This is a genomic window from Fibrobacter sp. (genome assembly GCA_024399065.1).
Taxonomy (GTDB): Bacteria; Fibrobacterota; Fibrobacteria; order Fibrobacterales; family Fibrobacteraceae; genus Fibrobacter.
Genome location: JAKSIB010000006.1, coordinates 88,562 through 115,027, shown reverse-complemented (window position 1 = coordinate 115,027; position 26,466 = coordinate 88,562). Strand labels below are relative to the sequence as shown.

Annotated in this window: 25 protein-coding genes; 8 read left to right on the top strand and 17 right to left on the bottom strand. The window is 45.4% G+C overall.

Going from position 1 to position 26,466, the window contains the following annotated elements; all coding sequences use genetic code 11:
- Window positions 1-118 precede the first annotated feature (118 nt).
- Together MJZ25_04655 and MJZ25_04650 are read right to left on the bottom strand one after the other, a co-directional pair.
- A complete protein-coding gene (locus tag MJZ25_04655; GenBank protein ID MCQ2123458.1) occupies window positions 119-1,147 on the bottom strand; it encodes a VWA domain-containing protein in 1,029 nt (342 codons plus the stop codon).
- Window positions 1,147-2,250 (bottom strand): VWA domain-containing protein, encoded by a 1,104-nt coding sequence (locus MJZ25_04650; protein MCQ2123457.1) that lies wholly within the window; start codon window positions 2,248-2,250, stop codon window positions 1,147-1,149. Before MJZ25_04650 ends, MJZ25_04655 begins: the two co-directional genes overlap by 1 nt.
- A 200-nt stretch (window positions 2,251-2,450) precedes the next feature.
- Here MJZ25_04650 and MJZ25_04645 point away from each other — a divergent pair, with 200 nt between their 5' ends.
- The 3 genes from MJZ25_04645 to MJZ25_04635 all read left to right on the top strand — a co-directional run bounded on the left by MJZ25_04645 (window position 2,451) and on the right by MJZ25_04635 (window position 5,852).
- On the top strand, window positions 2,451-3,329 hold the full coding sequence (locus tag MJZ25_04645) for an MBL fold metallo-hydrolase (GenBank protein ID MCQ2123456.1): 879 nt from the start codon (window positions 2,451-2,453) through the stop codon (window positions 3,327-3,329).
- A 26-nt stretch (window positions 3,330-3,355) separates the two neighbouring features.
- On the top strand, window positions 3,356-4,483 hold the full coding sequence (locus MJZ25_04640; protein MCQ2123455.1) for a GDSL-type esterase/lipase family protein: 1,128 nt from the start codon (window positions 3,356-3,358) through the stop codon (window positions 4,481-4,483).
- Between the two features lie 142 nt (window positions 4,484-4,625).
- Window positions 4,626-5,852, top strand: coding sequence for an HD domain-containing protein (locus MJZ25_04635; protein MCQ2123454.1), 1,227 nt, complete (start codon window positions 4,626-4,628; stop codon window positions 5,850-5,852).
- Here MJZ25_04635 and MJZ25_04630 read toward each other — a convergent pair.
- From MJZ25_04630 to MJZ25_04610, 5 genes are all read right to left on the bottom strand, one after another.
- Entirely contained in the window at window positions 5,849-7,174 is a 1,326-nt protein-coding gene (locus MJZ25_04630; protein MCQ2123453.1) for an HD domain-containing protein, read from the bottom strand. The two genes, MJZ25_04635 and MJZ25_04630, sit on opposite strands and share 4 nt — an antisense overlap.
- A 143-nt stretch (window positions 7,175-7,317) precedes the next feature.
- Window positions 7,318-8,124 (bottom strand): alpha/beta hydrolase, encoded by an 807-nt coding sequence (locus MJZ25_04625; GenBank protein MCQ2123452.1) that lies wholly within the window; start codon window positions 8,122-8,124, stop codon window positions 7,318-7,320.
- A 35-nt stretch (window positions 8,125-8,159) separates the two neighbouring features.
- Window positions 8,160-9,734, bottom strand: a complete 1,575-nt coding sequence (locus MJZ25_04620; protein ID MCQ2123451.1) for a carboxypeptidase-like regulatory domain-containing protein — start codon at window positions 9,732-9,734, stop codon at window positions 8,160-8,162.
- Window positions 9,731-10,582 carry a DUF4423 domain-containing protein gene (locus MJZ25_04615; protein MCQ2123450.1) on the bottom strand — a complete coding sequence of 284 codons (852 nt, stop codon included), beginning with the start codon at window positions 10,580-10,582 and terminating at the stop codon, window positions 9,731-9,733. The genes MJZ25_04620 and MJZ25_04615 overlap by 4 nt, the downstream gene beginning before the upstream one ends.
- Window positions 10,583-10,721: 139 nt before the next feature.
- Window positions 10,722-12,473: a diguanylate cyclase gene (locus MJZ25_04610; GenBank protein MCQ2123449.1), complete on the bottom strand. Its 1,752-nt coding sequence runs from the start codon at window positions 12,471-12,473 to the stop codon at window positions 10,722-10,724.
- 124 nt (window positions 12,474-12,597) lie between these two features.
- Between MJZ25_04610 and MJZ25_04605 the strand changes: the two genes are divergently transcribed.
- Window positions 12,598-13,482 (top strand): hypothetical protein, encoded by an 885-nt coding sequence (locus MJZ25_04605; protein MCQ2123448.1) that lies wholly within the window; start codon window positions 12,598-12,600, stop codon window positions 13,480-13,482.
- 29 nt (window positions 13,483-13,511) lie between these two features.
- On the opposite strand, the gene MJZ25_04600 is transcribed toward MJZ25_04605, so the two are convergent.
- Both MJZ25_04600 and MJZ25_04595 read right to left on the bottom strand, forming a co-directional pair.
- Window positions 13,512-13,787, bottom strand: a complete 276-nt coding sequence (locus MJZ25_04600; GenBank protein ID MCQ2123447.1) for a type II toxin-antitoxin system RelE/ParE family toxin — start codon at window positions 13,785-13,787, stop codon at window positions 13,512-13,514.
- The gene (locus MJZ25_04595) at window positions 13,788-14,033 is read right to left on the bottom strand and encodes a type II toxin-antitoxin system prevent-host-death family antitoxin (GenBank protein MCQ2123446.1); all 246 of its coding nucleotides are present in this window, start codon (window positions 14,031-14,033) and stop codon (window positions 13,788-13,790) included.
- A gap of 406 nt (window positions 14,034-14,439) precedes the next feature.
- On the opposite strand from MJZ25_04595, the gene MJZ25_04590 reads away from it, so the two are divergent.
- Genes MJZ25_04590 through MJZ25_04580 form a run of 3 tightly spaced genes read left to right on the top strand, consistent with a single transcriptional unit; the run spans window position 14,440 to window position 18,466 of the window.
- Window positions 14,440-16,233: a tetratricopeptide repeat protein gene (locus MJZ25_04590; GenBank protein ID MCQ2123445.1), complete on the top strand. Its 1,794-nt coding sequence runs from the start codon at window positions 14,440-14,442 to the stop codon at window positions 16,231-16,233.
- A gap of 7 nt (window positions 16,234-16,240) precedes the next feature.
- Window positions 16,241-16,570 (top strand): nucleotide pyrophosphohydrolase, encoded by a 330-nt coding sequence (locus tag MJZ25_04585; GenBank protein MCQ2123444.1) that lies wholly within the window; start codon window positions 16,241-16,243, stop codon window positions 16,568-16,570.
- 12 nt (window positions 16,571-16,582) lie between these two features.
- Entirely contained in the window at window positions 16,583-18,466 is a 1,884-nt protein-coding gene (locus MJZ25_04580; GenBank protein ID MCQ2123443.1) for a DUF2075 domain-containing protein, read from the top strand.
- A gap of 57 nt (window positions 18,467-18,523) precedes the next feature.
- On the opposite strand, the gene MJZ25_04575 is transcribed toward MJZ25_04580, so the two are convergent.
- From MJZ25_04575 to MJZ25_04555, 5 genes are all read right to left on the bottom strand, one after another.
- A complete protein-coding gene (locus tag MJZ25_04575; protein ID MCQ2123442.1) occupies window positions 18,524-18,865 on the bottom strand; it encodes a putative addiction module antidote protein in 342 nt (113 codons plus the stop codon).
- The gene (locus MJZ25_04570; protein MCQ2123441.1) at window positions 18,852-19,157 is read right to left on the bottom strand and encodes a type II toxin-antitoxin system RelE/ParE family toxin; all 306 of its coding nucleotides are present in this window, start codon (window positions 19,155-19,157) and stop codon (window positions 18,852-18,854) included. The genes MJZ25_04575 and MJZ25_04570 overlap by 14 nt, the downstream gene beginning before the upstream one ends.
- A gap of 386 nt (window positions 19,158-19,543) precedes the next feature.
- Window positions 19,544-22,738 carry an isoleucine--tRNA ligase gene (gene ileS / locus MJZ25_04565; GenBank protein MCQ2123440.1) on the bottom strand — a complete coding sequence of 1,065 codons (3,195 nt, stop codon included), beginning with the start codon at window positions 22,736-22,738 and terminating at the stop codon, window positions 19,544-19,546.
- A 262-nt stretch (window positions 22,739-23,000) separates the two neighbouring features.
- Window positions 23,001-23,561, bottom strand: a complete 561-nt coding sequence (locus MJZ25_04560) for a GNAT family N-acetyltransferase (protein MCQ2123439.1) — start codon at window positions 23,559-23,561, stop codon at window positions 23,001-23,003.
- Window positions 23,546-23,740 (bottom strand): hypothetical protein, encoded by a 195-nt coding sequence (locus MJZ25_04555; GenBank protein ID MCQ2123438.1) that lies wholly within the window; start codon window positions 23,738-23,740, stop codon window positions 23,546-23,548. Before MJZ25_04555 ends, MJZ25_04560 begins: the two co-directional genes overlap by 16 nt.
- A gap of 236 nt (window positions 23,741-23,976) precedes the next feature.
- On the opposite strand from MJZ25_04555, the gene MJZ25_04550 reads away from it, so the two are divergent.
- Window positions 23,977-24,141 carry a hypothetical protein gene (locus MJZ25_04550; protein ID MCQ2123437.1) on the top strand — a complete coding sequence of 55 codons (165 nt, stop codon included), beginning with the start codon at window positions 23,977-23,979 and terminating at the stop codon, window positions 24,139-24,141.
- 219 nt (window positions 24,142-24,360) lie between these two features.
- On the opposite strand, the gene MJZ25_04545 is transcribed toward MJZ25_04550, so the two are convergent.
- The 3 genes from MJZ25_04545 to MJZ25_04535 form a co-directional block, all read right to left on the bottom strand.
- Window positions 24,361-24,663 carry a hypothetical protein gene (locus MJZ25_04545; protein MCQ2123436.1) on the bottom strand — a complete coding sequence of 101 codons (303 nt, stop codon included), beginning with the start codon at window positions 24,661-24,663 and terminating at the stop codon, window positions 24,361-24,363.
- A 116-nt stretch (window positions 24,664-24,779) separates the two neighbouring features.
- Window positions 24,780-25,385 carry a hypothetical protein gene (locus MJZ25_04540; protein MCQ2123435.1) on the bottom strand — a complete coding sequence of 202 codons (606 nt, stop codon included), beginning with the start codon at window positions 25,383-25,385 and terminating at the stop codon, window positions 24,780-24,782.
- A gap of 63 nt (window positions 25,386-25,448) precedes the next feature.
- A complete protein-coding gene (locus tag MJZ25_04535) occupies window positions 25,449-26,336 on the bottom strand; it encodes a patatin-like phospholipase family protein (protein ID MCQ2123434.1) in 888 nt (295 codons plus the stop codon).
- Window positions 26,337-26,466 lie beyond the last annotated feature (130 nt).

Below are 26,466 nucleotides of genomic sequence, written 5' to 3'. Positions count from 1 at the left end.
TATTTAGAAAAAACGCGTCTAAATTGCTCGTAAATAATTGAAAACGTGAAGAAGCCCACTTTTACAAGCAGGCTCCTTAAAATCTGTCAAATTTTTGAAATTTCGCAGATTTCGTCAATTAATTGAAGCGTCCTGCCACCTGTTTGCGGCGACGGCCCCTTTCGGAGATAAGGGCTTCGAGCAAGAATAGGAAGGCGGCAAAGCCGAGGAAAATCTGATAGCGGTCCTGGTAGTTCTCCATACGGTCGCTAGCCTGCTCCTTCTTTTCGAGGGTGGCGATTTCAGTCAGGACCTTCTGGAGCTGGAATTCACCAGGGCTTGCATAGAAGTACAAACCGCCAGTGACACTTGCAATCTCCTGCAAGGTGCCGTCCTCGAGGCGAGTGGTGACAATGTTACCTTGGGCATCCTTCTTGTAGGCGACTTCCCCATTGCGGCCGGGAACCGGAATAGGAACGCCTTCGCGGGAACCAATACCGATGGTGTAAATGCGGATACCGAGGGCGGCAGCTTCCTTGGCGGCATTAACTGCAGCTGCCTCCAGTTCTTCACCATCACTCATGAGGATCATCACGGAATACTGGCCGGCACTACCAGAATTCTGGTACAAGGCCATACCCTTGCGAATTGCATTCTCAAGGTTCGTACCCGGCATGAGCCAACCCGGGGTAAGTTCTCGAAGCATCATCTGCACCGTACCATAGTCCAAGGTCAAGGGAACCATCACCTGGGCTTCACCGGAGAAAGCAACCAAGCCCACACGATCGCCGGACAAGGATTCCAGGAACGCAGAAATTTCATGGCGGCTACGGGTCAAACGATTGGGCTTAATATCTTCGGCCAGCATGGAAAGGGAAATGTCCTGCAGAAGAACCAGGTCCAAGCCCTTACGTTCAATATGCTCCATCTTGCGACCCCACTGGGGGCGAGCCAGGGCAACAAACAGAAAGGCAATAGCCAAAAGAAGAATCAAAACCTTAGCCAGACGACGCCACGGAGAGACGGACGTGGAAAGTTTCGGCAACATGGACAGGGATACAAATCGTGCTGCCAACTTCTTGCGACGGCGGTAGGCATAGACAAACAGTAGCGCAAAAAGCGGGAGGGATAGAAGGCCCCACAAGAAACTCGGTTCAGCAAAACGCATTACGGGATCCTCACAAAGCGGGTGTTAGCCAAAAGCAGTTCCAGCAAAATCAGGAGAGCGCCCGCCAAAAGCCACGGATAGAACTTCTCTGCATAACGGGCGTAGGCGATGGTCTCGATTTCAGTCTTTTCAAGTTCGTCGATTTCGGAATAAATTCGTTCCAGTTCTTCCTTGTTTTCAGCACGATAGAAACGGCCACCAGTCTTCAAGGCTACAGCCGTAAGCACGTTTTCGTCGATACCTTCTTCGGGAGTAATGTCGCGTTCACCCCAGCTAATTTCACCAGTCCAGGGATTCTGCTGGAAAGAAAGAATCTTGCCGTTCTTTTTACCCACACCGATGGTGTAAACCTTCACACCAAGGGACTGGGCAACTTCGGCGGCGCGCATAGGCGGCACAAGGCTTGCGTTATCACGGCCATCCGTCAGCAAGACAACAACCTTGGACTTTGCTTCGGACTTCTGCAAACGGGCAAGGGCGTTCATCAAGCCATCACCAATAGCGGTGCGGGAAGCGTAAACGGAATCCTGGGCAAGGTCGCCAGAAGCCTTCAAAATTTCAAGCAGGGAACCATAATCTAAGGTCAGCGGGCACTGAGTCATGGATTTGGAACCGAAGGCAGAAAGACCAATGCGGTCACTATGACGTTTCTGGATAAATTCGGCAATCACTTCCTGGGCATAACCCAGGCGGCTGTACTTCCAGTAGTTCCCAGACTTGAGCATGCGTTCTGCATTCATCACCCCGAGCTTAGCCTGTTCTGCGCGGGTAAGCATATCCAAAGTGCCCATAGAACCAGAAATATCCAGGGCAAGCATAATATCAACACCATCGGTAGAAGTGTATTCCACTTCCATGGCATTCTGAGGACGAGCCAAGGCAACGACGAAGCAGCAGAGGGCTGTCAAACGAAGGGCCGGCACGATATGGCGGAAGCGAACCCTTTTACTGGGGACCGCTTTTTTAGCAATGGACAACGCAGGGAACTTGATGGTGCTCTTGCGGCGACGATTCCTGTATATGTAAGAGGCAATCAGAACGGGAACCAAAAGCAAAAGCCAAAAGGCTTCCGGGTTCTGAAAATGCAACGATCCAATATCCATGAATACTCCAAAAACGCTAATTCAATAAAATCACAAAAGAATATACAATTTCTAGACAAGGCAAAATTTACGAAAAATCCTAAAAAAAGACCACACGCAACAAAGGTAAACCACGAATATCATGGTCTATCACCCCAAAGAGGCTCGCAAAACCACCTAGGGTTTCTAACTTATGATTTGAAAAACAAAAAGAGGGATATATGAACTTTATTTCTAAAGCAGCTTTGGCAACATCCGTAATGTGCATTTTCGGATGCGGAAACACAACCAAAGATACAAAGCAGGTTGAATCAGCCACAAACGAAACCGCTACAGAATCTGCACAGGTTTCCTCAGATTACAAGACCATCACTTTAAGCGACGGTGCCTCAGTCACCTGGATTAAGGACAACGCTGGCGACAAGCTGAATCCTCGCGACTTGTTCAGCGACGCAAGCGATTCCCTCTACAATAGTTTGAATCTCGCCGATGGCATTCCGGCATCTGTCAGCACTTTCCTGATGAAGGCTGATGGCGAATACGTATTGTTCGATGCAGGCCTCGGTGACTTCGGCGGTCAAATGGCTAACCATTTGAAGGAACTGAACGTAAATTCCGATGACATCAAGCTGATTTACCTCACCCACCTTCACGTGGACCACATTTCCGGCCTAGTCAAAAAGACTGAAACTGGTTTTGAAAAAGTTTTCAAGAACGCCACCGTTTACGTTGGCCAAGTTGAAAAGGACGCCTGGTTCAACGACATCGAAAAGAACGATTTGCAGAAAGCAATTCTCGGAGTCTATAGCGACAAACTGAAACTGTTCGCTTTCGGCGACATCCTCCCCCACGAAGTGGAAGCTATCGACGCCATCGGTCATACTCCGGGCCACACCGTTTTTCGCCACAAGGAACTTCTGGTTATTGGTGACTTGATGCATGGTTACGCATTGCAAATCAACCATCCGGAAATCAATTCCAACTACGACATGGACAAGACAAAATCCGTCGAAAGCCGCAAGAAAATTCTTGAATACGCCAAGGCAAACAAGTTGACTATGGCCGGTATGCACCTGCCCACCCCTGGTTTCGCAGAATAAATCAAGCCGACTTCGTGGAGTAACCAATGTCTGAAAACAAGTACACAAAGTGGGTAGCCTGCTGGGGCAATGCAACCTCCATTACCGACCGTAAGGAAGCCGTTTATGCCAAGGACATCACCCTTCGCTACCCCATTCGCATGTGCTTTTCTGGAAGCAAGCTGAGGTTCCGTTTTTCCAATTTGACGGGAACAGAAGCGATAACCATTAGCGAAGCATTCGTTGCCCACACCCCCATCACATTTGAAGGAAACAAGCAGGGCGTTATCGCACCCGGCAAGGAACTTGAAAGCGACGAAATTCCTTTCAACGTTACCGCAGGTGAAACTCTTGATGTAAGCCTTTACTTTGCCGACTTCACCCAGATGAACGCCGGCACCTTGATTACGGGTCCTCTTTCCAGCGGCAAGTATAGCTACGGTAATTTTGCAAATGCAGACGAATTGCCCGCAGATCTTACTCGAAATACCAACTGGTTCTATTTCCTGAACACCATCGATATTCTGACCGAAGAAAAGAATTTCGCATTGGTCTGCTACGGCGATTCCATTACTGCCCAAGATTGGCCGGACTACCTGAGCCTTCGCGCGGCACGAGAAGGATTCAACAATGTCTCCATCATCCGCAGGGCTGTCAGCGGAACTCGAATCTTGCGTCAGTACGATTGCATTACCTACGCTGCCTATGGTTTGAAAGGAGCCACCCGTTTCCCCATTGAAATGAATGTGGCCGGAGCAAAGTCCGTCATCATCCAGCACGGCATCAACGACATCATCCACCCGGTGGGCGCCGACGTAAACCAGTTCCGTCCTTGGAGCGACATGCCCACCCCCCAGGACTTGATCGACGGTGTAGAAAAGCTGTATATTGAGCACGCACGCTCATTGGGTCTCAAAGTTTGGAGCGGGACCCTTCTCCCCATTTTCGGTTGGAGAACCTACAACGAAAACCGGGACGTCATCCGTAACGAATTCAACAAGTGGCTTCGTGAATCCGACAAGTTCAATGGTTGTGTAGATTTCGACAAGGCAGTCCAGGATTCTGCTGATCCGAAAAAATTTGCCGACGGCTTTGACTCCGGAGACCACCTGCACCCCAGCGCCAAGGCCTACGAAGCCATGGCAGAATGCGTGCCTGCGGAACTTCTGAAATAAAAATTCAAAGTTTCGATTTCATGAAAAGGTGGATGCTTCATCCACTTTTTCGTTTTTTACACACAAAAAAAGCGTTTTTTGCAAAAATGTTATAAAAACCTTACATTATTAACTATTATTGGTATGGATTGTGAGGTTTTGAATGGTTACACGTGATCATTTTTTGGTGCGTCAAAATGAAGCTGACGCAAATAAAACTGTTGCCAAGGCATTATCGATTACCCTCGGCATATTTACCCTTATCTACATACTGAACCTACTTCATATTTTCATCATCGACCAGAAGGTGATGACAACCGCTTATGTAGTTGGCGCCGTACTTCTTTTGAGCCCGTGGGCATTAAACAAGATTCTTGGCCCGCATAACCCGAAGCTCAAGTACATATACGTTCTGCTGACCAACCTGTTCCTGTTTGACATCCAGACCACACTCACTTTCCACGCCACCATTGTTTACGCCTTCCCCATTGCCATTGCAAGTCTCTATTTCTCCAAGAAGACCACCCTATTCGCATTGATCACCACCATGATCATGTCTACCTTGGGCCAGTTCTCCGGTTTCTTCGGAAACTTCGTTCCGGACCAGAACTTCCTGGTGATGAAGCGTCTTGTTCTTTTCAGCGTATTGCCTCGCGCACTTACCTTGTGCAGTTTCGGCTATCTGCTCTACTTTCTTTCCAGCAGAACAACGAAGCTACTGGACAGACAAATCAACGGAACCCAGAAAATCAAGGAACTGAACCAGGACATTGTTCTCGGTTTTGCAAACTTGGTTGAAAACCGCGACGAAAGCACTGGAGGCCACGTTAAGCGCACCAGCCGTTACGTAGAGCTCCTCTCCAAGGAATTGTTCAAACGCAAGGTTTATCCGGAAATCATCAACATTGAATTCATCGGCAACTTGACCAGCGCCGCTCCTATGCACGACATCGGAAAGATGTCCATCCCGGATCACATTTTGCAGAAACCAGGCAAACTGACCGACGAAGAATTTACCATCATGAAGAGCCATGCGGAACAAGGCGGCAAGATTATTAAGCAGACCTTTTCCCACATCGGCGACGACAATTACCGTCAAATGGTTTACGAAGTGGCCCGTTACCACCATGAAAAATGGAACGGCAGAGGCTACCCCGAAGGCCGTTCCAAAACCGAGATTCCTCTGGCAGCTCGCATCATGGCCGTGGCCGACGTATTCGACGCAATCTCCCAGAAGCGCTGCTACCGCGACGCCATTCCTCTGGAAGAATGTTTCCAGATTATTGAAAAAGGTAAAGGCACTGATTTCGAGCCGGTCCTTGTTGACGTGTTCCTCAGCATGAAGGATCAAATCACTCAGGCCATGAACGAAATCAAGGATGAAGTCTAAGATATCTTTTTGATTTTATCTTCAATGGACTTCATGCAGTTAGCGTGAATGTCCATGATATCATCCTTGATGGACAAGAACAACTCAACAATCTGGGGATCAAAATCTTCCCCGGATTTATTTTTTATGATGTCAAAGCAGGCGTCCAAAGGCAAAGGTTCCTTATAGCAACGCTTTTCAGACAAGGCATCAAAGACATCCGCTACTGCCATAATTCTTGCAGAAAGGGGAATGTTTTCACCATGCAAACCTAGAGGATATCCCTGGCCATTCCACTTTTCGTGATGATGCATGGCGACTTCATAACAGACTTTTGTGTATTCAGGGCTACTGACGTTGGCAAAAGTTCTGCGGATAATTTCTCCACCCTTTGCAGCGTGGGTCTTCATAATATCGATTTCTTCCTGGGTCAGCCTTCCGGGCTTTTGAAGGATTGCGTCAGGGATTGCGATTTTACCAATATCATGCATAGGCGCAGCCATACGAAGATTATTGACAAAGTCCTTTGTCATCACTTCCCCATAAACATTACGGCGCTGCATTTCCACTGCAATACGTTCCGCATAAAGAGAAGTTCTCTTAATATGACCGCCCGTATTGTTATCACGATTTTCAACAAGAGTTGCAAAGCCCATCACCATTTCATCTTGATAATGGTATAGATCCTGAATCACTGGATTTTCATTGGTCAAGAAAATACCGCAAACCAAGACCGTAACACCGGAAGCCGTAATCAAGAAATCAGGATAGATAAACTTGACCACAACAATAATCAAAAGAGAAATGCCATAGAGGGCGATACTAGCCTGTTTCTGTTTTTCAATGAACTTCAACTTTCTAAGGAACACAACCAGCGAGAAGATGGCATAAAGGGTAGCCATAGCGTAACAAGCATTTGCAGAGGTTCCCTCACAATGGTACGATAGTTCGCCAGGAACATAGCGCAAGTACTCCATATTCGTCAACAACAAGAAGAAGTTGACAACCAATGGAGAATACAAAACAACCTTCCCCTTCATCGATTTCGGGAAACAATCCACCATCTGGAGCAGATAACAGAACACCAGGAATACAACGGCGTCAATGCTTGTGAGGAAAAGGAAATGGGCCCACTGGTTCAGCCACTTGGGAACGGAATCCAGGTTGTTGACGGTGTACGCAGACAATCCATCAAAAATAAATTCAACAACCGCACAAATGACAATTGCAATGAAGAACTGGGACGAGCCCTGCAATTTCATATTCTTTGTCTGGATTCGTGAATTGATGTACACATACACGAACAACAACAGACAGCAAATCTGTAGTACACAATAAACCATATTACACCATAACCAACGGTGCAAAAATAGAATTTTGCGAACTTTATGTAAAGTTGCGTTAACAAGAAGGGGCACCAATTTGTCCTAAATGTCGCCCTTTGGATCAAAAAAGGAGTTCTTGCTAAGCCAAATTTTGATAAGAACTAGCAGTTTTTGAAAAACTGAAGGATTCTTTCCTTGTAATCCTTGGCCTCGTCGAATACGGCGTGACCATTTTCTTCGTAGGTGTAGAATTCGCAAGGGACATTGGCAGACTTCAACTTTTCTGCAATTTTGACGGAAGCCTCATAGGTCACCACATGGTCAAGAGCAGCGCCGACCACAAAGGTGGGGCTCTGGATCTTGTGGAGATTGTCGTAAGTGTCAATGCCGGCACAAGCCTCTGCGGTGATTGCGAAACGGAGAAGTTCCTCTTCCGTCAAGTTCTTGTACATCATCAAGAGTGCGCGGCGATAGCGTTGCACAAATGCAGGCGTAAAAGCGTTATCGATGAAATCGCCCACCAAGTCGTCTGCGCGGCCGGCACGAGCGAGAACCGCCCAATTCCCGATGACTTCAAGCTGAAGGGGTTCCGCCTTTGAAGAACTGGAGGCCAGCACCAAGCGGTTTACCAGTTCCGGATGTTCGATGGCAATATGCTGGGCAATCATGCCACCTTGAGACGTTCCCAAAATATCCGCATGTTCAAGGCCCAAGGCCTTCATGGCAGCGGCAGTATCCTTGGCCATTTCCGCGACTGAATACACCGCAGGCATATTCTTGCGGCGGTCAAAAAGGTAAACGGTATAGTCTTCCTTAAAAATCTTGTAGGCGGTTTCTACAGAAGATGCAGAAACCATTACACTACGGAGACTAAGACCCGGAATAATCACGAAAATCTTTGCACCGCTACCAAAGCGGGCGTATTCCATTTCCACTTCGCCGACGCAAACAGATTGAATTTCAGCCATAGCTTATTCCTTTGTACGTGGCGCAATATACAAAATTATAGGTCGTCCAGATTTACACCATAGAACTTGATGTCGTCCAGCCAGAATTCAGCTTCACCATAGGCCGCAATATTGAAGTTAGTAACCCGAGTCTGGATAACGTCCCAACCAATATTGGCATAGGCGCCAGTGCCTTCCACGAAATCGCTTTGCTTGATAACCTTGCGAACCCATTCGCTGGATTCCGTCTTGAGGGTATCAAAGTTAAAGGCCTTGCTAACATATCCTGTAGTGTCTTCGGACTCGAAGGCAAAGGCAATACGGCCATTTCCACGAACAAGGAATTCAACAGAATCGATTGCCTGGAAATTGCTAGGCTTTTCCGCAGAACTGAGCCAGAGGCCAATACAGGACCAGCTACCATTAGGAGATTTAGACTTCCAATGGAAAGCCTTGCCATCGCGGCCAGCACCCGCAGATTCAACACCCTCAATAGCATCGTCCAAACCCGGAGTGGTTTCCACAGAGTCACCCTGGTATTCAAAGTACCAATCAAACACCTTAGCAGGTGCCGTCACATTAGTCTTGAATCCATTTTCGAAATCCACAAGGTTCACGGAGTTCTGCTCGCGAGCCACATCTGCAGAAACAGGTTCCCACAACTTTGAAGAGGACACTTTCTTGGCAGTCTTTTCGTCCACAGCGCCCATACCCCAAGTCAACTTGACATTTTCAGTTTCCGCATCCATCAGCACCTGAATTTCAGCCTGTTCCAAAGTATCGTTCCAGTAGTTGATCGCAAAGGTAATCGGTTCTCCGTCCTCAGTTTCAATCTGGACATCTTTGCCCTGAGTCATGACGTCCTTAAAGTCAAAGTTCGCAGAATTCAAGCGAATGAAACCCACCACAGGTTCACCATTCTGGCGAGCAGACTTGGCAACTTTCATCCAATCAGAAATCATCAAGACGTCGTCATAACGGACATACTTCTTAAGGATAATTTCACCCACATCCTTCGTCTTTTCCGCAGACACACCTGCTTCCATTTCTACGATAGTATTGCTGCTAGAGCCCACATACAAGGTGTAATGAGCGTAAGGCGGAAGGTCATTGATTTCAAAGTTTCCTTCAGCGTCTGTAGTGACAATACGATCCGTTCCATAAATGCGGACTTCTGCTGTAGAATCACCTTCAGCAAAAGTTACACGACCCTTCAAAGAACCAAATTTTTCAAGAGATAAAGTAGTGGAATCGGGAACTGCATCCTCGGAGGTTGCTACAGAGAATATACCGAAGGCACCCTGCTTTTCATCAACCACCTCAACCGCAATATTTTTCATGCTGGAAACATCTTTCTTCGCAATAGAAATAAAGCCCTTGGAATCGGCAGTGTATTCTGCGGCAACACCATCATGTTCTGCGTTATCAACATCTTGCAAATAGCGAGCTGATCGCACACGGGCCAGAGCACCCTTCGCAGGCGCACTACCGTCAGTCACCTGGATGACCAAGGCGTTTTCCGTTTCCACGGTGCTGACACCTGCCAACTTGTCGTCGGCAGAACAACCGAGCAGCGCAAGCATAGCGCCACCCATCAAAGCAAGTCCGCAATTTTTCACAAACATCTTCATTTACGTTTCCTCCCCGATTCCGTAGAACCGCCCTGAGAAACATCAGACACCGGATACAAGGCAAATACAAACTGCATTGCCTTCTTAGGTTCAGGAACTTCTTCCACACGCTTTTGAATCTGGCGGCGGAATTCCTGGGTCATGTTGTTCAAATCTTCATAGCACTCATCGTCCACGCCCACCAAAAGCGAGGAGATGTTGCGCTGCTTGGGATCCACCGTTACAATGGAATCCTGGGCCAGCGCCAAAAGCTGGTTCTGGTAGCTACGAATTGCAGTAACCTTGGCTGCACCGGCAGAAGTAAAGTTTGCCTGGGTAATGGCATAGCGGCCAGAGGCCAGCGGGGTAATCAAGTTCAATTCACGGAGAACTCGGATGGCCTCGTCCAGCTGCTCCTTGGAAATAGCCGGGCGGATCATCTTCAGCAACTTGGAAGGTTCCGCCTCACCGCCATTCATTTCAATAGTCACGCGAACCACAGGAATCCACCACTTGCTGAGGAACATCAGTTCGTTGGAATCAAGGTTACGCATTTTCACGTCTTTCAGCGAAAGGGCCATCTTGTAAAGCTTGTCCTTCTTCGCCTGGGACTTTGTCTTGGAAGCAGCCACCAAAATTTCAAACAGTTCACCACTACGGCCCTTCAATTTCAGAAGGTCCTTTGCCAGGGGAACGCTACGAGTAGGCAAATGGTATTCCTTGTTCAGAACGCGGTATACCTGACTGGTTTCCAGCCCTAATTTTGAGCCCAGCATTTTATAGGAATACAGAGGAAAGTCCAACTTGCGCTGGACATAGTATTCCTTTAAAAGGTCTCGATAATCGCTAATTTCTTCAATATTCAGCATATTAGGGTCTCTATAAATATAAACTAAGCATCCAACCTATAAATAATTTTTTTTAGGTTATTCGCACTAAGACCCGGATTTTTTGTTTTGCGTTTTTTACAAAGCACTTTTTGAGGAAAATCACTCAGAAAAAGCAATTTTAAAGGACTACGACCTTATTTTTGCCAGTTCGTTTAGCCTGATAGAGGGCTTCATCCACACGAACGCAGATGGAATCCACAGAGTCGCCCCTTTTCATTTCGGTGGCACCAAGACTGATCGTCTTTCTTCCAACCTGGGGGAACGAAACCTGAGCAAAGCCTGTACGGACCGCTTCAGCAAATTCAACCGCTTCCCTGATTCCCATATCCGGAAGCATAATCATAAATTCTTCACCGCCCCAACGACCTGCATCCGCATCAGGAGCGTTTTCGAAAGAAGCTGTCTGAATCTGTTTTGAAAGACCCTCAATAACGCAGTCACCAATCTTGTGACCATAGGTATCGTTCACCGACTTGAAGTTGTCGATATCAATCATCACCAGGGACATCTGATCGTAGGGACTTTCTGCAAATCGTTCAGCAATACGCCTCTGGATTTCACCACGGTTGTACAATCCGGTCAAGGCATCCGTAATGGAGTTCTTGGTCATCTTGTTGTACATTTCCATGAGTTCTGCAGAGGAGACGTTGGTAAAGTTTGCCAAGCGACTAATGACAGAAACCCTGCCAGCGCGGGTACCATCATTCACAACGACGGTCTTCATTCTGGAATGGTCCGCATAGCCTTCACGCATGGCAACCACAACAATAGTCGCATTGTGAAGTTTAACGGCTTTGTTTGTTCGTAAAATTTCACCCGACGTATAAAAACCAGCAGTGGGAGCCAAGGTATTAAAAGGCTTTGTTTCCTTGTCCACCTCATCTTCACCCCAGAAGGATCGGCGAGCAACACAGGAATACATAAATACAGCTTCCGGACAGAACTTTGAAAGCCTCGTAGTGCAGGCCTTCACACCGTCCATAATAAACTGAGGATCACCATAGGAAATTCTAGTAGATTCGCCCACCCTCATATCAGTGGCCAATAGCAGAGCCCCTTCTTCAGAACAAGCCAACGGTGTACGTTGAACATACTCCCCATCGCTATGGTAGAACAACGGGAATTCCAAAGTATTGCTATAGAAGTAATAGTCGTTTTCAATGTTCAGGTACTTGGAGTACGCCTCGAAAGCAGGTCTTCCATCCAATTCCCAAAGAACGTTGCCATCAGCCCTGGTGACTGTAAATGTTTTTCCTAGAGGTTTCCATCCGGAAATCTTTGATGTTTCCACATGGAGGCCTTCCCCGCCGTACAAAACACAGACGACAGAACCATTGGAGAAGCCTCCGATATTGGAGAAAATGTAAGCAGGAGTAGCTTCGTTAATCTGCCCTGCAACACCACCAAAAACCTGCACATCTTGGCGAATAGCACTAAGACCATCACAAAAACCGGAGAGGGACATTTCCGGAGCAGCTAACAGTAAGCCAACCGCAGTCACCCAAGGACGTTTTTCCACAGCCTCCGCCAAACCCGCTGCAACCACGGCAGCACTTTCTTCATTCAGGTCATACTGCAAAACACCAATGCGGGTGGTTTCGCTTTCAAAAACAGTACAAGAAATTGAAATGGAGTTTCCCGAGAAAGATCCGTCGACGATGCTACCATTGCAAGAACAACCTATGCAAAGTGCACTGGGGAAATATTGAATAATGGTATTGCAAACAAGTTTCAGCAGCTTGTAGCCAGACTGCTCAGAATACACATGAAACAACAGCTTGGCAGGTTTTCCTTCGCACAGTTCGCCAATATTCTGCAATTCGTCGTCTAACTGTTTTTGACTATCGTATGTAAACTGAACTTGTTTCACTCTTCCAAACCAACTCTAACAAGCTAAAAGATAATAAAAGCGACCTTTCCGCTTTTCAAGTCATCAAAAAATGAGGTTGTATACAAGCATTTATTCTAATTTAGGGCAGAGGATTTATTCAACCATGCATATATTCTACCATCTTCCCGGACTTTTTGAATTTTACGATCTGTACAAGGCGTTTTTGCCCCTGTTCCGTGAACATCGGGAATGGTTCTACGACTGGTGCGAAATCGGTTCCATTTATGGTGCGCCCGCAGACTGCATCTGGGGTGGCGGCCGCGTAGGCTTTGGTGAAGAACCTGCGGAGAATGTTGCTGAACTGATGAAGGAATTCGGAATTTCCGCAAGACTAACCTTCAGCAATTCGTTGATACGTGAAGAGCATTTGGCAAACCCGCGATGCAATGAACTTTGCAGAATGTTTGAAGCGCCGCAAAACGGAATCATCGTTCACTCCGATTTGTTGCTGAATTACTTGAAGAAAAAATATCCCGACTTCTATTTCGTTTCTTCCACCACAAAAGTTCTGACTGAGTTTGCGCAACTTGTGGCAGAATTGAATCGCGATGAGTTCCGCTATGTGGTTCCCGACTTCAGACTCAACAAGGAAATGGATAGGCTCATCGCACTCACCACTGCGCAAAAACAGAAAGTGGAATTTCTCTGCAATGAATGTTGCTGGTTCGGCTGCACCGACCGCAAGAGATGTTACGAGAACGTGAGCCGCAAAAACCTCGGCGAAGACTGCAAGGATCACATTTGCGTCTCCCCCACTTCCAAAAGAGGCTACCGCTTTTCAGACACCATGAAGAATCCTGGTTTCATTGGAATTGACGATATCCAAAACGTCTACGCACCCGCAGGCTTCTCTCAGTTCAAAATTGAAGGACGCGGTCTAGGCAGCGCCCTCATCCTGGAATTTCTGCTTTACTATATGACCAAGCCGGAATACCAATTGAACGTGAGAGAAGAAATCTATCTGGACAGTACGCTGGATTTATTCTAGGGAATCAAGAACTTCAAATAGTCCATTAGCTAATGCAGAATTCGAACAACATAAACGTCTCCAAGATGGACTCTATAGAAGACGATATAGTTATCCACGACAATATGTCTATAAGACTTTAGAGCAACATTCGTCGTCTCTAGATCGGAACCGAGCTCAGGAAATTCAGCAAAATCTTCATACGCATCAATAATTTTCCTGACAACGTTCTTTGCAGCCTGCGGACTTTTCAATTTATTTTCAATATATTCCTTGACGTCGTCCAAATCCTCAACGGCTTTAGGAGACACATATACAACGGCCATCTAGACCTCGTACTTTGCACGTACGTCAGCTGCAGCCAGCCAGCCAGATTCCTTTGCAGATTGTTCGCCTTCCTCCAAGGACTTCTGTAATTTATGTTCTGCAGTCAAGCGTTCATACTCCTTGATATCGATGACCACAAAACAGCCTCGGCCATTCTTAGTCAAGAATACAGGAGACCCCTCGGAAACATTCTGAAGAACCTCGTTATAGTTTCGCAAATCAGATACAGGCAGAATACACGGCATACAAAACCTCCATTCCTCAACATACAAATTTTTAAGTAAAATTTTAAGTAAAATTTCAATATACGCAAAACAGTCCCATATAGACGGTGATTGTCCAAGCCGCAAGCCCCTTTTCTAATTAGCTTTTATATATTTGTAGCGACATAGTTCAGTTTTGCGAAAGCGAGTCTGAACGACCATTTTTATTGAGTTATTTGCTCTAGTCTCCACTTCGAAATCGGCAAAATTTCACGTATATGAGAATAGGGTAAACTGCTCACGTCCCAATTAGGGGCGTGGGTCGTTTGCGTGTATTGATATACAAGGCTTTGCCGAGCCCCGAAGTGCAGTATACGGTTTAGCGACTCCACGCCTTTTTTGTATCGGCAGGAATCCACTATTGTAAGCCTAGGGCGGAAGGATCCCTATGGCCGAAAACGAAAAACAGTTTGATTTAGAAAAGGCAACACGAAATTTTCAAAAGGCTGCGGAGTGCTGCAGTCAGGGGCGTTTTGACGCTGCAAAAGATTTGCTTTTGAAAGGAATCAAAGCATGTCCTACCCATTCCGAATCGCATAGACTGCTAGGGCAAATTTACTTTCAAAACGGAGATACCGAAAAGGCTGAGAATACCGTTCTCGAAGCATTACGTTTAGACCCAAAGAATATGTGGGCTCTAATCCTAATGGGGAACATCTTCGCGAAAGATAAAGATAAGTCAAACGTTGCTGAGACATACTACAACAAGGTTTTAGAGTATTATCCCGATAACGCCATAGCATTGAACAACGTTGCAGGAACATTCCTGGCAAAAAGTGAATACAGCAAAGGTATTTTATATCTAGAAAAGGCTCTTGAGATAGACGACACCTACATCAACAGCTACTATGGTTTAGCTCTGGCTCATTACAAAAACAATAATTTGCAAGAAGCCTTTAAATATGCAGCAGCAGGAGTCAAAAAAGGCAAGAACAGAGCTGAAGATCCGGCTGTTAGAAACGAACTTCTCAAACTTTTTTTTACCATCGCTAGAGATATATGCGAATCAACAGATTATGAATCTATGGTCTTTGATATCGCGCGCAAATTGGAAAATGATTTCAACATTACAATCAAATTCCAACAAAAAGATGATCTTGACACATTGGCAAGGCTGCAATTTGCTGATTTCTACAAAAGGGATTATCATCTCGTTCTTTACAAAAAAGACAAACTCTACCAGCACTACATTCTCCATGAACTAACTCATCTTGACATGATGCTGCGAGCAAAGCAGGCTGGCACATTGAAGGTCATAGGTTCTTCACAGAATAATTTTGACTTATTCATGCAAGAATACAAGCGCCACTTTGATGGACTCAAAAAAACATATTCCCAAGCCGATATACAAAATCTTGCAAAAAGTCTTTTCCAAGGCTTGTCGCTACAACTGATGAACAGCCCTTTGGATATGTTCGTTGAAGAACGAATTTTTGCAAAAACAGAATTTAGACCATTGCAGTTAATGTCTTTATTCAACATGGAACAGTCCAATCTTGGCTCTGTAAAACAAACTGCAAATGTCCAGGAGTTTCCGCAGTTTATCAAGGATACAAATAAGTTGCTCATTCTTGGACAGTCTTTAATGTTAAAGCGTTTGTATGGCATGGACTTTATCGCCAATTTTGGCTCATCGTCCAACATGCTCAACAATGCACACGAAATGTTTAAAGATTTCGAAAATTCATTACTTGGTTACCATGATGGCGACGAGTATGAATTGTTTGAAAGATTTGCCACAAAACTTGGGCTCATCAAATACTTCGCAATTACAAATTTTGCTGTAGGCAAAGATGCAACCTTAACAGAAAACATCAAAAATGATGTAGACCGTAAGCAAGAAGTTTTTGACAGTACACATAATCCAGAAAACGTTGATCCTGCCATCACCATGATGATGTCTTGCTATATGGTTGGAGCCATGAAATACTTTGAAACACTTCTGCCTGAAGATGTGAAGAAAATCGCATTCGAAATAGCAATGCTCGGACAAAACGGAATAAGTCCTAACCAAAAATCTGGATACACCCTCAAATCCATTCCCGATAAGGACTTTGGTGGCTACGAACTTTTAGCCTATTACTATACAAGCTGGGCTCAAGTTGCGCCTGAAATGTTGAGTCAATTGGGACTTCCTTTTGATGACGCTTATAAGATGGCAAAGAAAATGTTAAACAAGTGAGAATGCCATGTCTGATTTTGAAGAACTGAAAAGTAAAATCAAGCAATTCTCCGTTGATCGAGACTGGGATCAATTCCACAATGGCAAGGATTTGGCAATAGCATTGTCTATTGAAGCTAGCGAATTACAAGAAGCATTTTTATGGAAAAATCCAGAAGATGTCAAAATTGAAAAAGTTCGCGAGGAACTAGCCGATATTTTCAACTACGCAATCTTGATTGCCGATAAGTACAATCTTGACATTCGCGAAATCGTACTAAAAAAGTTGGAAAAGAATGCAGAAAAGTATCCTGTAGAGAAAGCTAAGGGAACTGCTAAAAAGTATACGGAATTATAAGGACGCTTCTGCATGATTATTTACGAAAATACAAAGGGAGGTTTTGTTCAAGACATTCGTTCTGGATGCATAGCCTCAAAAGTTCAACAAGCGTTTGAATTAAAAAACATTCATCATAATAATGCCGCCGAATTTCGTGCATGGGCAAATTCGCTTATGTATATGAGAAATGTTTTGGATGATGATGATATTTCCGACGACATAAAACTCGCTGTTGAATACCAGATTCCGTTAACTTCTAAACGCGTTGATTTTCTTATTGCAGGAGAAAATGAAAACGGAACAAAGAACATTGTTGTTGTTGAATTAAAACAATGGGAAGATAGTGGAACAACATCTCGTCCAGATGTAGTCACTGCATTTACAGGCGGATCAAACAAAACCGTATGTCATCCGTGTTATCAAGCATATAGTTATGCTAAAATTATTGAGAACTTCAACGAGGATATTTATAAAGAAGACATAAGGCTAAATCCTTGCGCCTATCTTCACAACTATCGAGAAAAAAACAGGGACCATATTGACAATTCACATTATCAAAACGCAATTTCCTTAGCCCCGATTTTCCTATCCGAAGACGTTGGCAAGTTGCGTTCTTTCGTGAAAACATATGTAAAAAAGAAATCTAACATTGATCTTTTGATGAAAATCGATCATGGAAAGTTGAAGCCAGCTAAAGCGCTTCAAGATTCGTTAGCATCAATGATCAAAGGCAACAAAGAATTCTATCTAATTGATGAACAGAAAGTTGCCTATGAAACAGTAAAAAAACTTGTTGAAAATGCAGTTAAAAACGCAACCAATCCCGTCAAAAGTGGTGAAAAAGCTGTTGTCATCGTAACGGGTGGTCCCGGAACAGGAAAATCCGTTGTTGCAATCCAGTTGCTTTGTGATCTAATTCAAAAAGGATTTAGTGCAAACTATGTCACAAAAAATGCAGCCCCCCGAAACGTCTATTTTGAAAAATTAAAACAAGAAAAATACAAACTTTCATACATTAAAAATCTATTCAGAGCATCGGATGCATTTTGGAATTCGCCTACAAACATGTTGGATTGCGTTATTGTTGACGAATCTCACCGATTGAGAAAAAAGTCTGCAATATTCCACGGGGAAAACCAAATTAAGGAGTTGATAAACTCGGCAAGAGTATCGGTATTCTTTATAGATGAAGATCAAAAAATCACAACCAAAGATATCGGATCAGTAGATGAAATAAAAAAATGGGCGAATTTTCATAAAGCAAAGTTATACGAAGGTGATGACTTGAATCTAGTTTCGCAATTCCGATGCAGCGGAAGTAACGGATATCTAAACTTTCTTGATAATTTACTTGGCATAAGGGAAACCGCTAATATCAATTTTGATTTTGACTATGATTTGAAATTGTTCAACAGTCCAACAAAAATGCGAGAGGCTCTACGAGCAAAGAATGCCATCGCCAACAAATCACGGATGATTGCAGGCTATTGCTACGAGTGGAATTCAGAAAAAGACCCAAATGGTGAAATTTACGACATCATTCTAGAGGATGGATTTAAAGCAAAATGGAATTTCGCCAATTCACTATTCGCCATTGACCCCAAATCATTTGATCAAGTAGGTTGTATCCACACAACACAAGGTCTTGAATTTGACTATTGCGGCATAATAATCGGAAAAGATTTACGATACGACATCTCTCAAGGTGTGTTCACGGATCAAACTAAAGAAGCTATTAGTGATAAATCTTCAGGAATTCGATCTTGCAAAGATTGTGATTTGGCGGCAAAGTTAATTCGCAACACTTATAAGACACTGCTTTCTCGAGGACAAAAAGGATGTTACGTGTATTGCGAAGATAAAGCTTTGTTGCATTACATCAACAAGCAATTTGGCATAGAAATAGTTGATTAACGATAAAAATATTCCCCCGGCGCTCTTGCCAGCCTCGGGGAACATTTTTTTCGCGGTTTAAATCGTCGCAGAATATTTCGTTTTCTTTTCTGCGACAACAAGATGCTTTTTTGCAGGTTTCTTTTTGGGCACAACAGCGATTTGAACATTTAACGCACCCAAAACTTTGAGAATAGTTTCAAATCTCGGGTGTGCGTTTTCGTTCAACGCCTTGTAGAGACTTTCACGGCCAAGCCCTGTTGCTTGCGAAATTTGAGCAATGCCACGGGCTTTCGCCACGTAACCAATGGTTCTAAGCAGGGCTACGGAATCACCAGATTGTAAAGCGTCATTCAACACGCCTGCAATAACATCTTCGCTATCAAGCAGTTCAGACAAATCAAGTTTACTTGTTTTCATTTTGCAATTCCTTCCACATGGTCTTCGCCTTATCAATGTCTTTTTGCTGGGTTGATTTATCTCCCCCGCACAAAAGAAGAATCACAGTTGTCCCCCTTAGAGCATAGTACAACCTATACCCAGGACCAGCATCAATCCTTATTTCAAAAACACCTTCACCAACAGGTTTGACATCGCCAAGATTGCCCAATTCAATTCTAAGCAACCTAGAGAATATCCGTTGTTTTGCTTGGACATCCTTAAGATATCCGTACCATTTTAGGAAAGTTTCCGTCTTTTCTAAAGTATACACGGCACCCTCCTAAATGTATCTAATTGGATACACGGTGTCAAGGGGGCGCGAACAAGCCAATTTCATCTTAACTCCTTTCCGGCGGACAAGCGAAAAACTGCCGGACATCATGAATTTATCAAAAAGTAAACTAATGCTCAAAAGTTCACTATAAATCTATAAAAGAGCCGAGCCTTTGTCAAGAGGCAGAAAAGAAAAATGACAGAGTGCGCAGAGTATATTTGATGCAAAAGTAATAGAAAGCGCAGCGTAATTATAAGTTCATAGAATGCGCAGAGTAAATTATTAAACGCAAAGTCCCCGAAGGGGTTAGCTTCGGGGACTTTTATTAGTATAAAGGAGATCCCGGCTCAAGGCCGGGATGACACGCAAATGAATTCTGCGTACTAGGCTTTTACGGTAGTGAAGCTGAATGCTTCGCCGTCAGCGTCGTTGGCTTCGAGGCCGTCTGCGGAAGCAGCCCAAGCAATCTTGGTAGCCTGAGTTTCGCCAGCAATATATGCTTCGTTTTCTGCGACAGCCTGCTTGAACATGTCACTTTCAGAGAACAAGGTCACTTCAATCTTGTCAGTGATGGTGTAGTTCTGTTCCTTACGGCGGTTCTGAATGCGGTTCACCAGTTCGCGGGCGACGCAAGCGCGGCGCAAGTCGTCGGTGACGTTCAGGTCCAGAGCCACGGTGAAGTGACTATCGGCATCCACAGCCAAGCCTTCCGGCACAATGCGCTGGATCATGAGGCAGTCAGCACCAACTTCGCCGAATTCGAACTTGATTGTTTCACCACCCTGCAGAGCCTTGATTTCGTCAGCGGTGAGGCTGTTGAGCTTAGCAGAGATGACCTTCATGTTCTTGGCGTATTCAGGGCCCTTGGCCTTGATGCCCAGGAAGTTGGGCTTTGCGGTAAGCTTCACCAGAACGGTTTCGTCTTCCAGGAACTTCATTTCGCGAACGTTCAGTTCTTCGAGGATGAGGTCCTTCATGGTTTCGGCAACGTCCTTTTCTACGACACCGTGGGGCACCACAGTCATGCTAGCAATCGGCATACGGTTCTTTACGTTGTTCGTAGCGCGGATTGCACGGCCCATTTCCACCATGCCGCGAACCATTGCGATACGCTGCACCAGGGCTTCGTCCTTCAGGGATTCGTCCGCGCTGGGGAATTCGCAGAGGTGTACGCTAACAGGAGCGTTGGCATCCACTTCGCGAACGAGAATCTGGTAGATTTCTTCGGCCAGGAGCGGCAGGAACGGAGCAAGAATCTTGCTGAAGTCCACCAGCACCTTGTACATGGTAGCGTAAGCTGCATTCTTGTCGCCATCGTTTTCAGACTTCCAGAAACGGCGACGGCTACGACGGACGTACCAGTTGGTCAGGTCATCCACAGCGGCGATGATTGCAGGCACCACGTTGTACAAACGGTAAGCCTTCATTTCCACTTCGACCTTGGCGGCCAGATCCTGGAGCGTTGCAAGCATCCAGCGGTCCAGTTCATTTTCGGACTTCACCACTTCACCCGGATTCCAGTTCAGCTGGCCCTTGGCGGCGTCGGCGTTGTGGTTAGAAACGAAGAAGCTAACGGCGTTCCACAGCGGAAGCATCACCTGCTTCACGATACCCTTCACACCTTCTTCGGAGAAGCGCAGGTCTTCAGCCTTCAGTGCAGCAGAGTTAATGAGGAACAGGCGGATGGCGTCGGCGCCAGTACGTTCGATAAGTTCGTTGGGGTCCGGATAGTTCTTCTTGGACTTAGACATCTTGGAACCGTCTTCGGCCAAGATGATACCGTTCACGATCACGTTCTTGAAGGCGGGCTTCTGGAACAGTGCGTTAGAAAGAACGGTCAAGGTGTAGAACCAACCGCGGGTCTGGTCAAGGCCTTCGGCAATGAAGTCAGCCGGGAAGCTCTTTTCAACCAGTTCCTTGTTTTCAAACGGATAGTGGCGGCTGGCATAAGGCATGGAGCCAGATTCGAACCAGCAGTCAAACACTTCCGGAGTACGCTTGAATTCCTTGCCATCCTTCTTGATGACAATCTTATCTACAAAGTGCTTGTGCAGGTCTTCCAGAGTTTCGCCAGTGAGGTCAGCCAGTTCCTTGATGGAGCCCACAGCGATCATTTCGCCATCGTCAGCAATCCATACAGGAATCGGGGTACCCCAAAAACGGTTACGGGAAAGGTTCCAGTCACGGGCGTTGGCAATCCACTTACCGAAGCGGCCGCTCTTGATGTGGTCGGGAACCCAGTTCACGGTCTGGTTGTTTTCGACCATCCATTCCTTCAAAGTCTTGGTGACACCTTCTGCGTTGGTGACTTCGCCATCGATCTTCAAGAACCAAGTCTTGAGGGCGCGGTACAGCAGAGGCACGCCGGTACGCCAGCAGTGGGGGTAGCTATGAACGAAGGTTTCGTGCTTGAACACGCGGCCTTGTTCCTTGAGGTAGGCGATAATGCTCTTGTCGGCTTCCTTTGCACCCAGGCCCTTCCACATGGGGACCTTGTCGGTGAACTTGCCTTCGGTATCCAGCGGGTCGAAAAGACCCAGGCCAAGAGATGCGCCCAGCTGGAAGTCTTCTTCACCGAAGGAAGGAGCGATATGCACAGCACCGGCACCGTCTTCGTCGCTAACGAAATCGGCAACGTAGATGGTATAACGCTTGGCCAGTTCTTCTGCGGTGGCGTAAGCGTCGCTAATGTGGAACAAAGCTTCGTACTTGAGACCAGCAAGGTCAGAACCCATGCACTTGTCCACAATGTTGGGCTGCTTGAAGTAAGCGCCAGCGCGAGTTCCCATGACCCAGAACTTCTTGCCGTCCTGTTCAACACAAACGTATTCGGCGTCAGCCTTCACTGCAATAGCGAAGTTAGACGGCAAAGTCCACGGAGTAGTTGTCCAAACGAGAATGTTGGAACCAGCAAACTTTGCGTCGTCGGAAACCAGCGGGAAAATCAAGGTCAAGGACGGATCCTGACGGTCCTTATAGCCCTGGTTGGTTTCGAAGTTGGAAAGCGGAGTTGCAAGAGCCGGGCTGTACGGCTGGATGCGGTAGCCCTGATAGATGAGGCCCTTGTCGAAGCACTGCTTGAACACCCACCACACAGATTCCATGAAGTTCTTGTCCATGGTCTTGTAGCCCTTGTCGAAGTCCACCCAACGGCCCATACGACGAACAGTCTTGCGCCATTCACCGGTGTACTTCAGAACCTTGCTACGGCAGGTTTCGTTAAACTTATCTACGCCCAGGTTCTGGATTTCGGCAACGCCAGCCAGACCCAGTTCGTTCTGCACCAGAGATTCAATAGGCAGACCGTGACAGTCCCAACCGAAACCGCGGGGAACCTTCTTGCCCTTCATGGTCCAGTAACGGGGAACGATATCCTTGATGGTACCAGCCAGCAAGTGACCATAGTGCGGAAGGCCAGTTGCAAACGGAGGGCCATCGTAGAAAGTATAGGGTGCAGTTTCCGGACGGCTGTCCAGAGACTTCTTAAAGCTATCATCCTTATCCCACAATCCGAGCACGCGCTCTTCGATCTGCGGGAAGGTTTCTTCCTTTTGTACTTCGCGGAATAACTTTGCCATTGTTTACCTCGGGGCATACAGCCCCCTATTAAATACGAGGCAAAATTTAGCAAAAGGCGAACATCGCGACATTCACACTTGCGTGAAATGACATGATTGAGCCGTACTAAATGCAAGGGTCGCTTGTCAAATTGAAAATAAAAAGGGGGCAGCCGCCCCCTCGCTTCAACTTTTGCGCAATTCACCCCCAAAAGCAGGCGGCGCAAAATTTTACGCTACCCCCACCCCTAAGGGGACACCCCTTAAAAACCCTTTTGAGAAGTTAGGCCGCAATTTCATTTAGGTCGTAAAACAAGAGGCGTGTTCTAGGATCACCCTCGTTTTTCGACCCAAGCTTTTTAAACCCATTCTTTTCATAAAAAGGAATCGCCGCAATGTAGGCATCCACCGTAAGAAACCGGCATCCAGACTTGTTATCCTGCGTAAAAAACATCTTAACAAAATCCAGTATAAAGGTTCCAAGATTTTCACCCTTGAACTCATTAGAAACACCCAAACGGCAAAGCTTAACCGCAGGGTAACTTTTCAATCTTTTTGATTGAGGGAATCCCTGTTTTTTGCGAAAACGATTAAACTCAGTACTATTCGCAAAATCGCCAAGCGCAACCTTATCATTCGCAACGCTGCAGAACGCCAAAGGCTTCTCAGGAGCATTCTTTTCAACGAGTACATAACTGACCGCCAAAAGACTTTGACGATATAGGGAAGCCTCGTTCTGAATAAAATCGTTCAAATCCTCGTCACCGCAATCAAAGCCGGAAACGAGTTCACACCCCTTAAGTTTTCTTATTTCAATTTGCGAAAAATCTACTTTGCATTGCACGCAAGTTCCTCCCTTCGCTGCGATTCTTCTCCACGCTTAAGCATATCCAACGCGATACGATAAACTCCGAGCAAGCGTTCCCGCTCTGCTGGATTTTTCTTATTTGCTTTCATGAGCGCTTCAAAGCGCCGGGCGTCTTCACCAAAAAGAATTGGGGTTTCCTTAATCGGTCTTGCCATAGCCCTCTCCTTACAGGATAATGTTCATATACTAAACTAGGGCTAGGCTAAACAGGCCATGGCCCGGCAACGCACCAAAAGGTGGTAGCGAAAATATATTAACATCTACCAGCCATGTCAAGAGAGCTTCTTGGGCAGCCAAACAACTGTCCCCCCCCATAAAATGATAAACTGGAGAACCGTTTAGGATTTTTGAACGTATATTGATTGTAGGACAACTGGAAATAGAGGTCATTATGATTTTCGATGATGGCGGACTTCTAAAAAAATTATTTGGCTGGATCGCAGGAATTACTTTCGTACTTTACTTTGGATTTTGGTCAATTCTTATCCTTGGTGGGACACTGTTCATCGGCCTTCTTCTTGAGGATATCCTTTTCGACACCCACCATTTTGACTGAAAAGATCAGACCAGCAGATCACAGCTAAAAAAGCCGCCTTTGAAAGACGGTCTTTTTTTATCTTACAGGGACTCTTTTCGAGAGATGTTAAAACAGCGTCGCCACAAAGGCCAATACATAGAGAGGCAAATCGTTGGGCCTATCAACGCAGGCTACAGCCGTACCACTGGCGTAGTGACCCTTATAGACTCTGATTTCTGACGACATGAAACCTCCGAATTAAGTTCCTATACAAACTATAATTTTTTGAGCAAAAGGGCACTCCCAAGGGAATGCCGCAGTTTTTAATTCTGTCGTTTCAGATGTTTTCCAAGAAGGAGATAATTTCTTCTTCATGATTCTTGTAATTACCACACCAGATTTTTTCAAGTTCATCAAGTTTGTCATCGGCAACATCGTCCAACTTAGGAATTCTTCCTTATTTTTTCTATAGAGTAATTCGTTAACGCCTTCGCAAAGAACTTTGTCGCCCATATATGCTTTAACAGACTTGACCGGCTTTGTTGAAATTACGCTAATCACCGTAATTTAATTTGTATTAATTTCATTAGCGCACTTATAAGGATCAACACACGAGACCAACATGAGCGAACAAAATGCGAATAAAATTCTGCTCTTTCTCAAAAAAATTTCTCGCATTATTTCATCCTCTCTTGTTCTAAAATTTCATTAAACGCACCCATTCCTAAGGATACCAAATCGGAATATTGCCGATCTGATTTTACCGCTACAGGCAAATATTTTCCGACAAAGATTCTGTCAATTTCATCGCTAAACATAACCCGTTCCAATGTATTTAGTAAACTGGCTTCAAAAAGACTAAAATCAAGATTTACTTCAGCATTAAGCTCTCCAATAAGTTCAATTCCCAAAGAGGTAAAAACTGCATAGGGATGCATTTCCTCATACGTCATTTGCGGATTATCATAAAAAGCAATCCACTGGTTCTGTATAGTCTGGGCCAAATAGCGATAGGCGGCCCTTTTTTCAGGACTATCGGAAATTTTTTCATCAATCAAAGAATCCAAGTCATCCCTTACGCCATTTCCATCCCTATCATACCCTAAAATTTTTATTCTCGCCGTATCTGCGGCTGTTGCAACATCGTCGTAGTGCTCATTCGATACAGAGGGATGCAATTCATCTGCATTTTCAAACGAAGAACTAGACAAGTTCCTTCCCAAAGATATTAGGGCAGCTGCTAAGACGCTCAAGAATAAAAAAATCAAGAAAGCTTTTTTCATGCCAAAAAATATAAACAAAGCACCCCCAAGGGAGTGCCGTGTTTAATGACAATGCTGTCATCTCTAGGTGTTTTGCAAGAAGGATATGATTTGTTCTTCATGTTCCGTGAAATAACCACGCCAGATTTTTTCAAGTTCATCAAGTTTGTCATCGGCAACATCGTCCAACTTGTATTTTTTACCATTTGCAGACGGCGAAAGCACATGGACATTTTCGCGGCCGATGTCAGCCATCACTTCGTAATCGCTACTCTTGCCAGAACGGGCCACCCATTCGTTAAGCACGTAGCTTCCCCAGCCAAGCAAGGTCTGGTTGTCTTCAACGCGAACCATCATATCCATATCAGTATCAAAGGTAAGGATACGGTAATCGTCGCGGAAACCAGCTCTCTTCAAGCCTGCATTCAAAACCGCAATGGGAGAATTTGCCCACATGCCACCGTCGGCATACCAAGTATCTCCAAGCTTTTCAACATCAAAGTAGGTAGGAGCACAAGTGGACGAAAGAACCGCGAACCACTTATCCACATCGGCATCGCCTCTGTCCCAAACCTTTTCTACAGACTTTTTACCATTGAGTCGAGTTGTGGGAATGAAAATCGGTTTTTCCCAATCGCTGCACTTACCCTTCATGCAGTCCATTAGAAGTTCTTTCAAGCGTGCATGATTATAAGTCGGCTTTTTAAGATCCTTAATGCGTTCCCACAAGGAATATTTCTTGAAAATATCCTTCAAGTTATCGCGGTAGAACTTACGGATCTTTTCTGCAGACATCCCCTCATCGAGGCAAGCCGCTACGATAGCGCCAGTAGAGGTACCACCAAAAGCGGCAGCATTCTTAGAAATCCAGCCTTCCCCAAGCTTCTTTTCAATTTCACACATCAGCGCAACCGGGCCAATGCCCAGAGCGCCACCACCATTAACAGATATTGCAAGTTTTTCTCTTCTCATAGTGGTACGAATTATAGTTATTTGAAAACACCAGATGGTCTTTTCCCGCAAATTATTCCAGTTTGGAATAAAATTTTACATGAATTCCGTATTTTCAACAAACTATCCATCTAAATTGGAATATAGGTTT

Coding starts and splice junctions, on each gene's coding strand:
- MJZ25_04655 (MCQ2123458.1), bottom strand. CDS start 1,147: ATGCGTTTTGCTGAACCGAGTTTCTTGTGGGGCCTTCTATCCCTCCCG.
- MJZ25_04650 (MCQ2123457.1), bottom strand. CDS start 2,250: ATGGATATTGGATCGTTGCATTTTCAGAACCCGGAAGCCTTTTGGCTT.
- MJZ25_04645 (MCQ2123456.1), top strand. CDS start 2,451: ATGAACTTTATTTCTAAAGCAGCTTTGGCAACATCCGTAATGTGCATT.
- MJZ25_04640 (MCQ2123455.1), top strand. CDS start 3,356: ATGTCTGAAAACAAGTACACAAAGTGGGTAGCCTGCTGGGGCAATGCA.
- MJZ25_04635 (MCQ2123454.1), top strand. CDS start 4,626: ATGGTTACACGTGATCATTTTTTGGTGCGTCAAAATGAAGCTGACGCA.
- MJZ25_04630 (MCQ2123453.1), bottom strand. CDS start 7,174: ATGGTTTATTGTGTACTACAGATTTGCTGTCTGTTGTTGTTCGTGTAT.
- MJZ25_04625 (MCQ2123452.1), bottom strand. CDS start 8,124: ATGGCTGAAATTCAATCTGTTTGCGTCGGCGAAGTGGAAATGGAATAC.
- MJZ25_04620 (MCQ2123451.1), bottom strand. CDS start 9,734: ATGAAGATGTTTGTGAAAAATTGCGGACTTGCTTTGATGGGTGGCGCT.
- MJZ25_04615 (MCQ2123450.1), bottom strand. CDS start 10,582: ATGCTGAATATTGAAGAAATTAGCGATTATCGAGACCTTTTAAAGGAA.
- MJZ25_04605 (MCQ2123448.1), top strand. CDS start 12,598: ATGCATATATTCTACCATCTTCCCGGACTTTTTGAATTTTACGATCTG.
- MJZ25_04600 (MCQ2123447.1), bottom strand. CDS start 13,787: ATGGCCGTTGTATATGTGTCTCCTAAAGCCGTTGAGGATTTGGACGAC.
- MJZ25_04595 (MCQ2123446.1), bottom strand. CDS start 14,033: ATGCCGTGTATTCTGCCTGTATCTGATTTGCGAAACTATAACGAGGTT.
- MJZ25_04590 (MCQ2123445.1), top strand. CDS start 14,440: ATGGCCGAAAACGAAAAACAGTTTGATTTAGAAAAGGCAACACGAAAT.
- MJZ25_04585 (MCQ2123444.1), top strand. CDS start 16,241: ATGTCTGATTTTGAAGAACTGAAAAGTAAAATCAAGCAATTCTCCGTT.
- MJZ25_04580 (MCQ2123443.1), top strand. CDS start 16,583: ATGATTATTTACGAAAATACAAAGGGAGGTTTTGTTCAAGACATTCGT.
- MJZ25_04575 (MCQ2123442.1), bottom strand. CDS start 18,865: ATGAAAACAAGTAAACTTGATTTGTCTGAACTGCTTGATAGCGAAGAT.
- ileS (MCQ2123440.1), bottom strand. CDS start 22,738: ATGGCAAAGTTATTCCGCGAAGTACAAAAGGAAGAAACCTTCCCGCAG.
- MJZ25_04555 (MCQ2123438.1), bottom strand. CDS start 23,740: ATGGCAAGACCGATTAAGGAAACCCCAATTCTTTTTGGTGAAGACGCC.
- MJZ25_04550 (MCQ2123437.1), top strand. CDS start 23,977: ATGATTTTCGATGATGGCGGACTTCTAAAAAAATTATTTGGCTGGATC.
- MJZ25_04540 (MCQ2123435.1), bottom strand. CDS start 25,385: ATGAAAAAAGCTTTCTTGATTTTTTTATTCTTGAGCGTCTTAGCAGCT.
- MJZ25_04535 (MCQ2123434.1), bottom strand. CDS start 26,336: ATGAGAAGAGAAAAACTTGCAATATCTGTTAATGGTGGTGGCGCTCTG.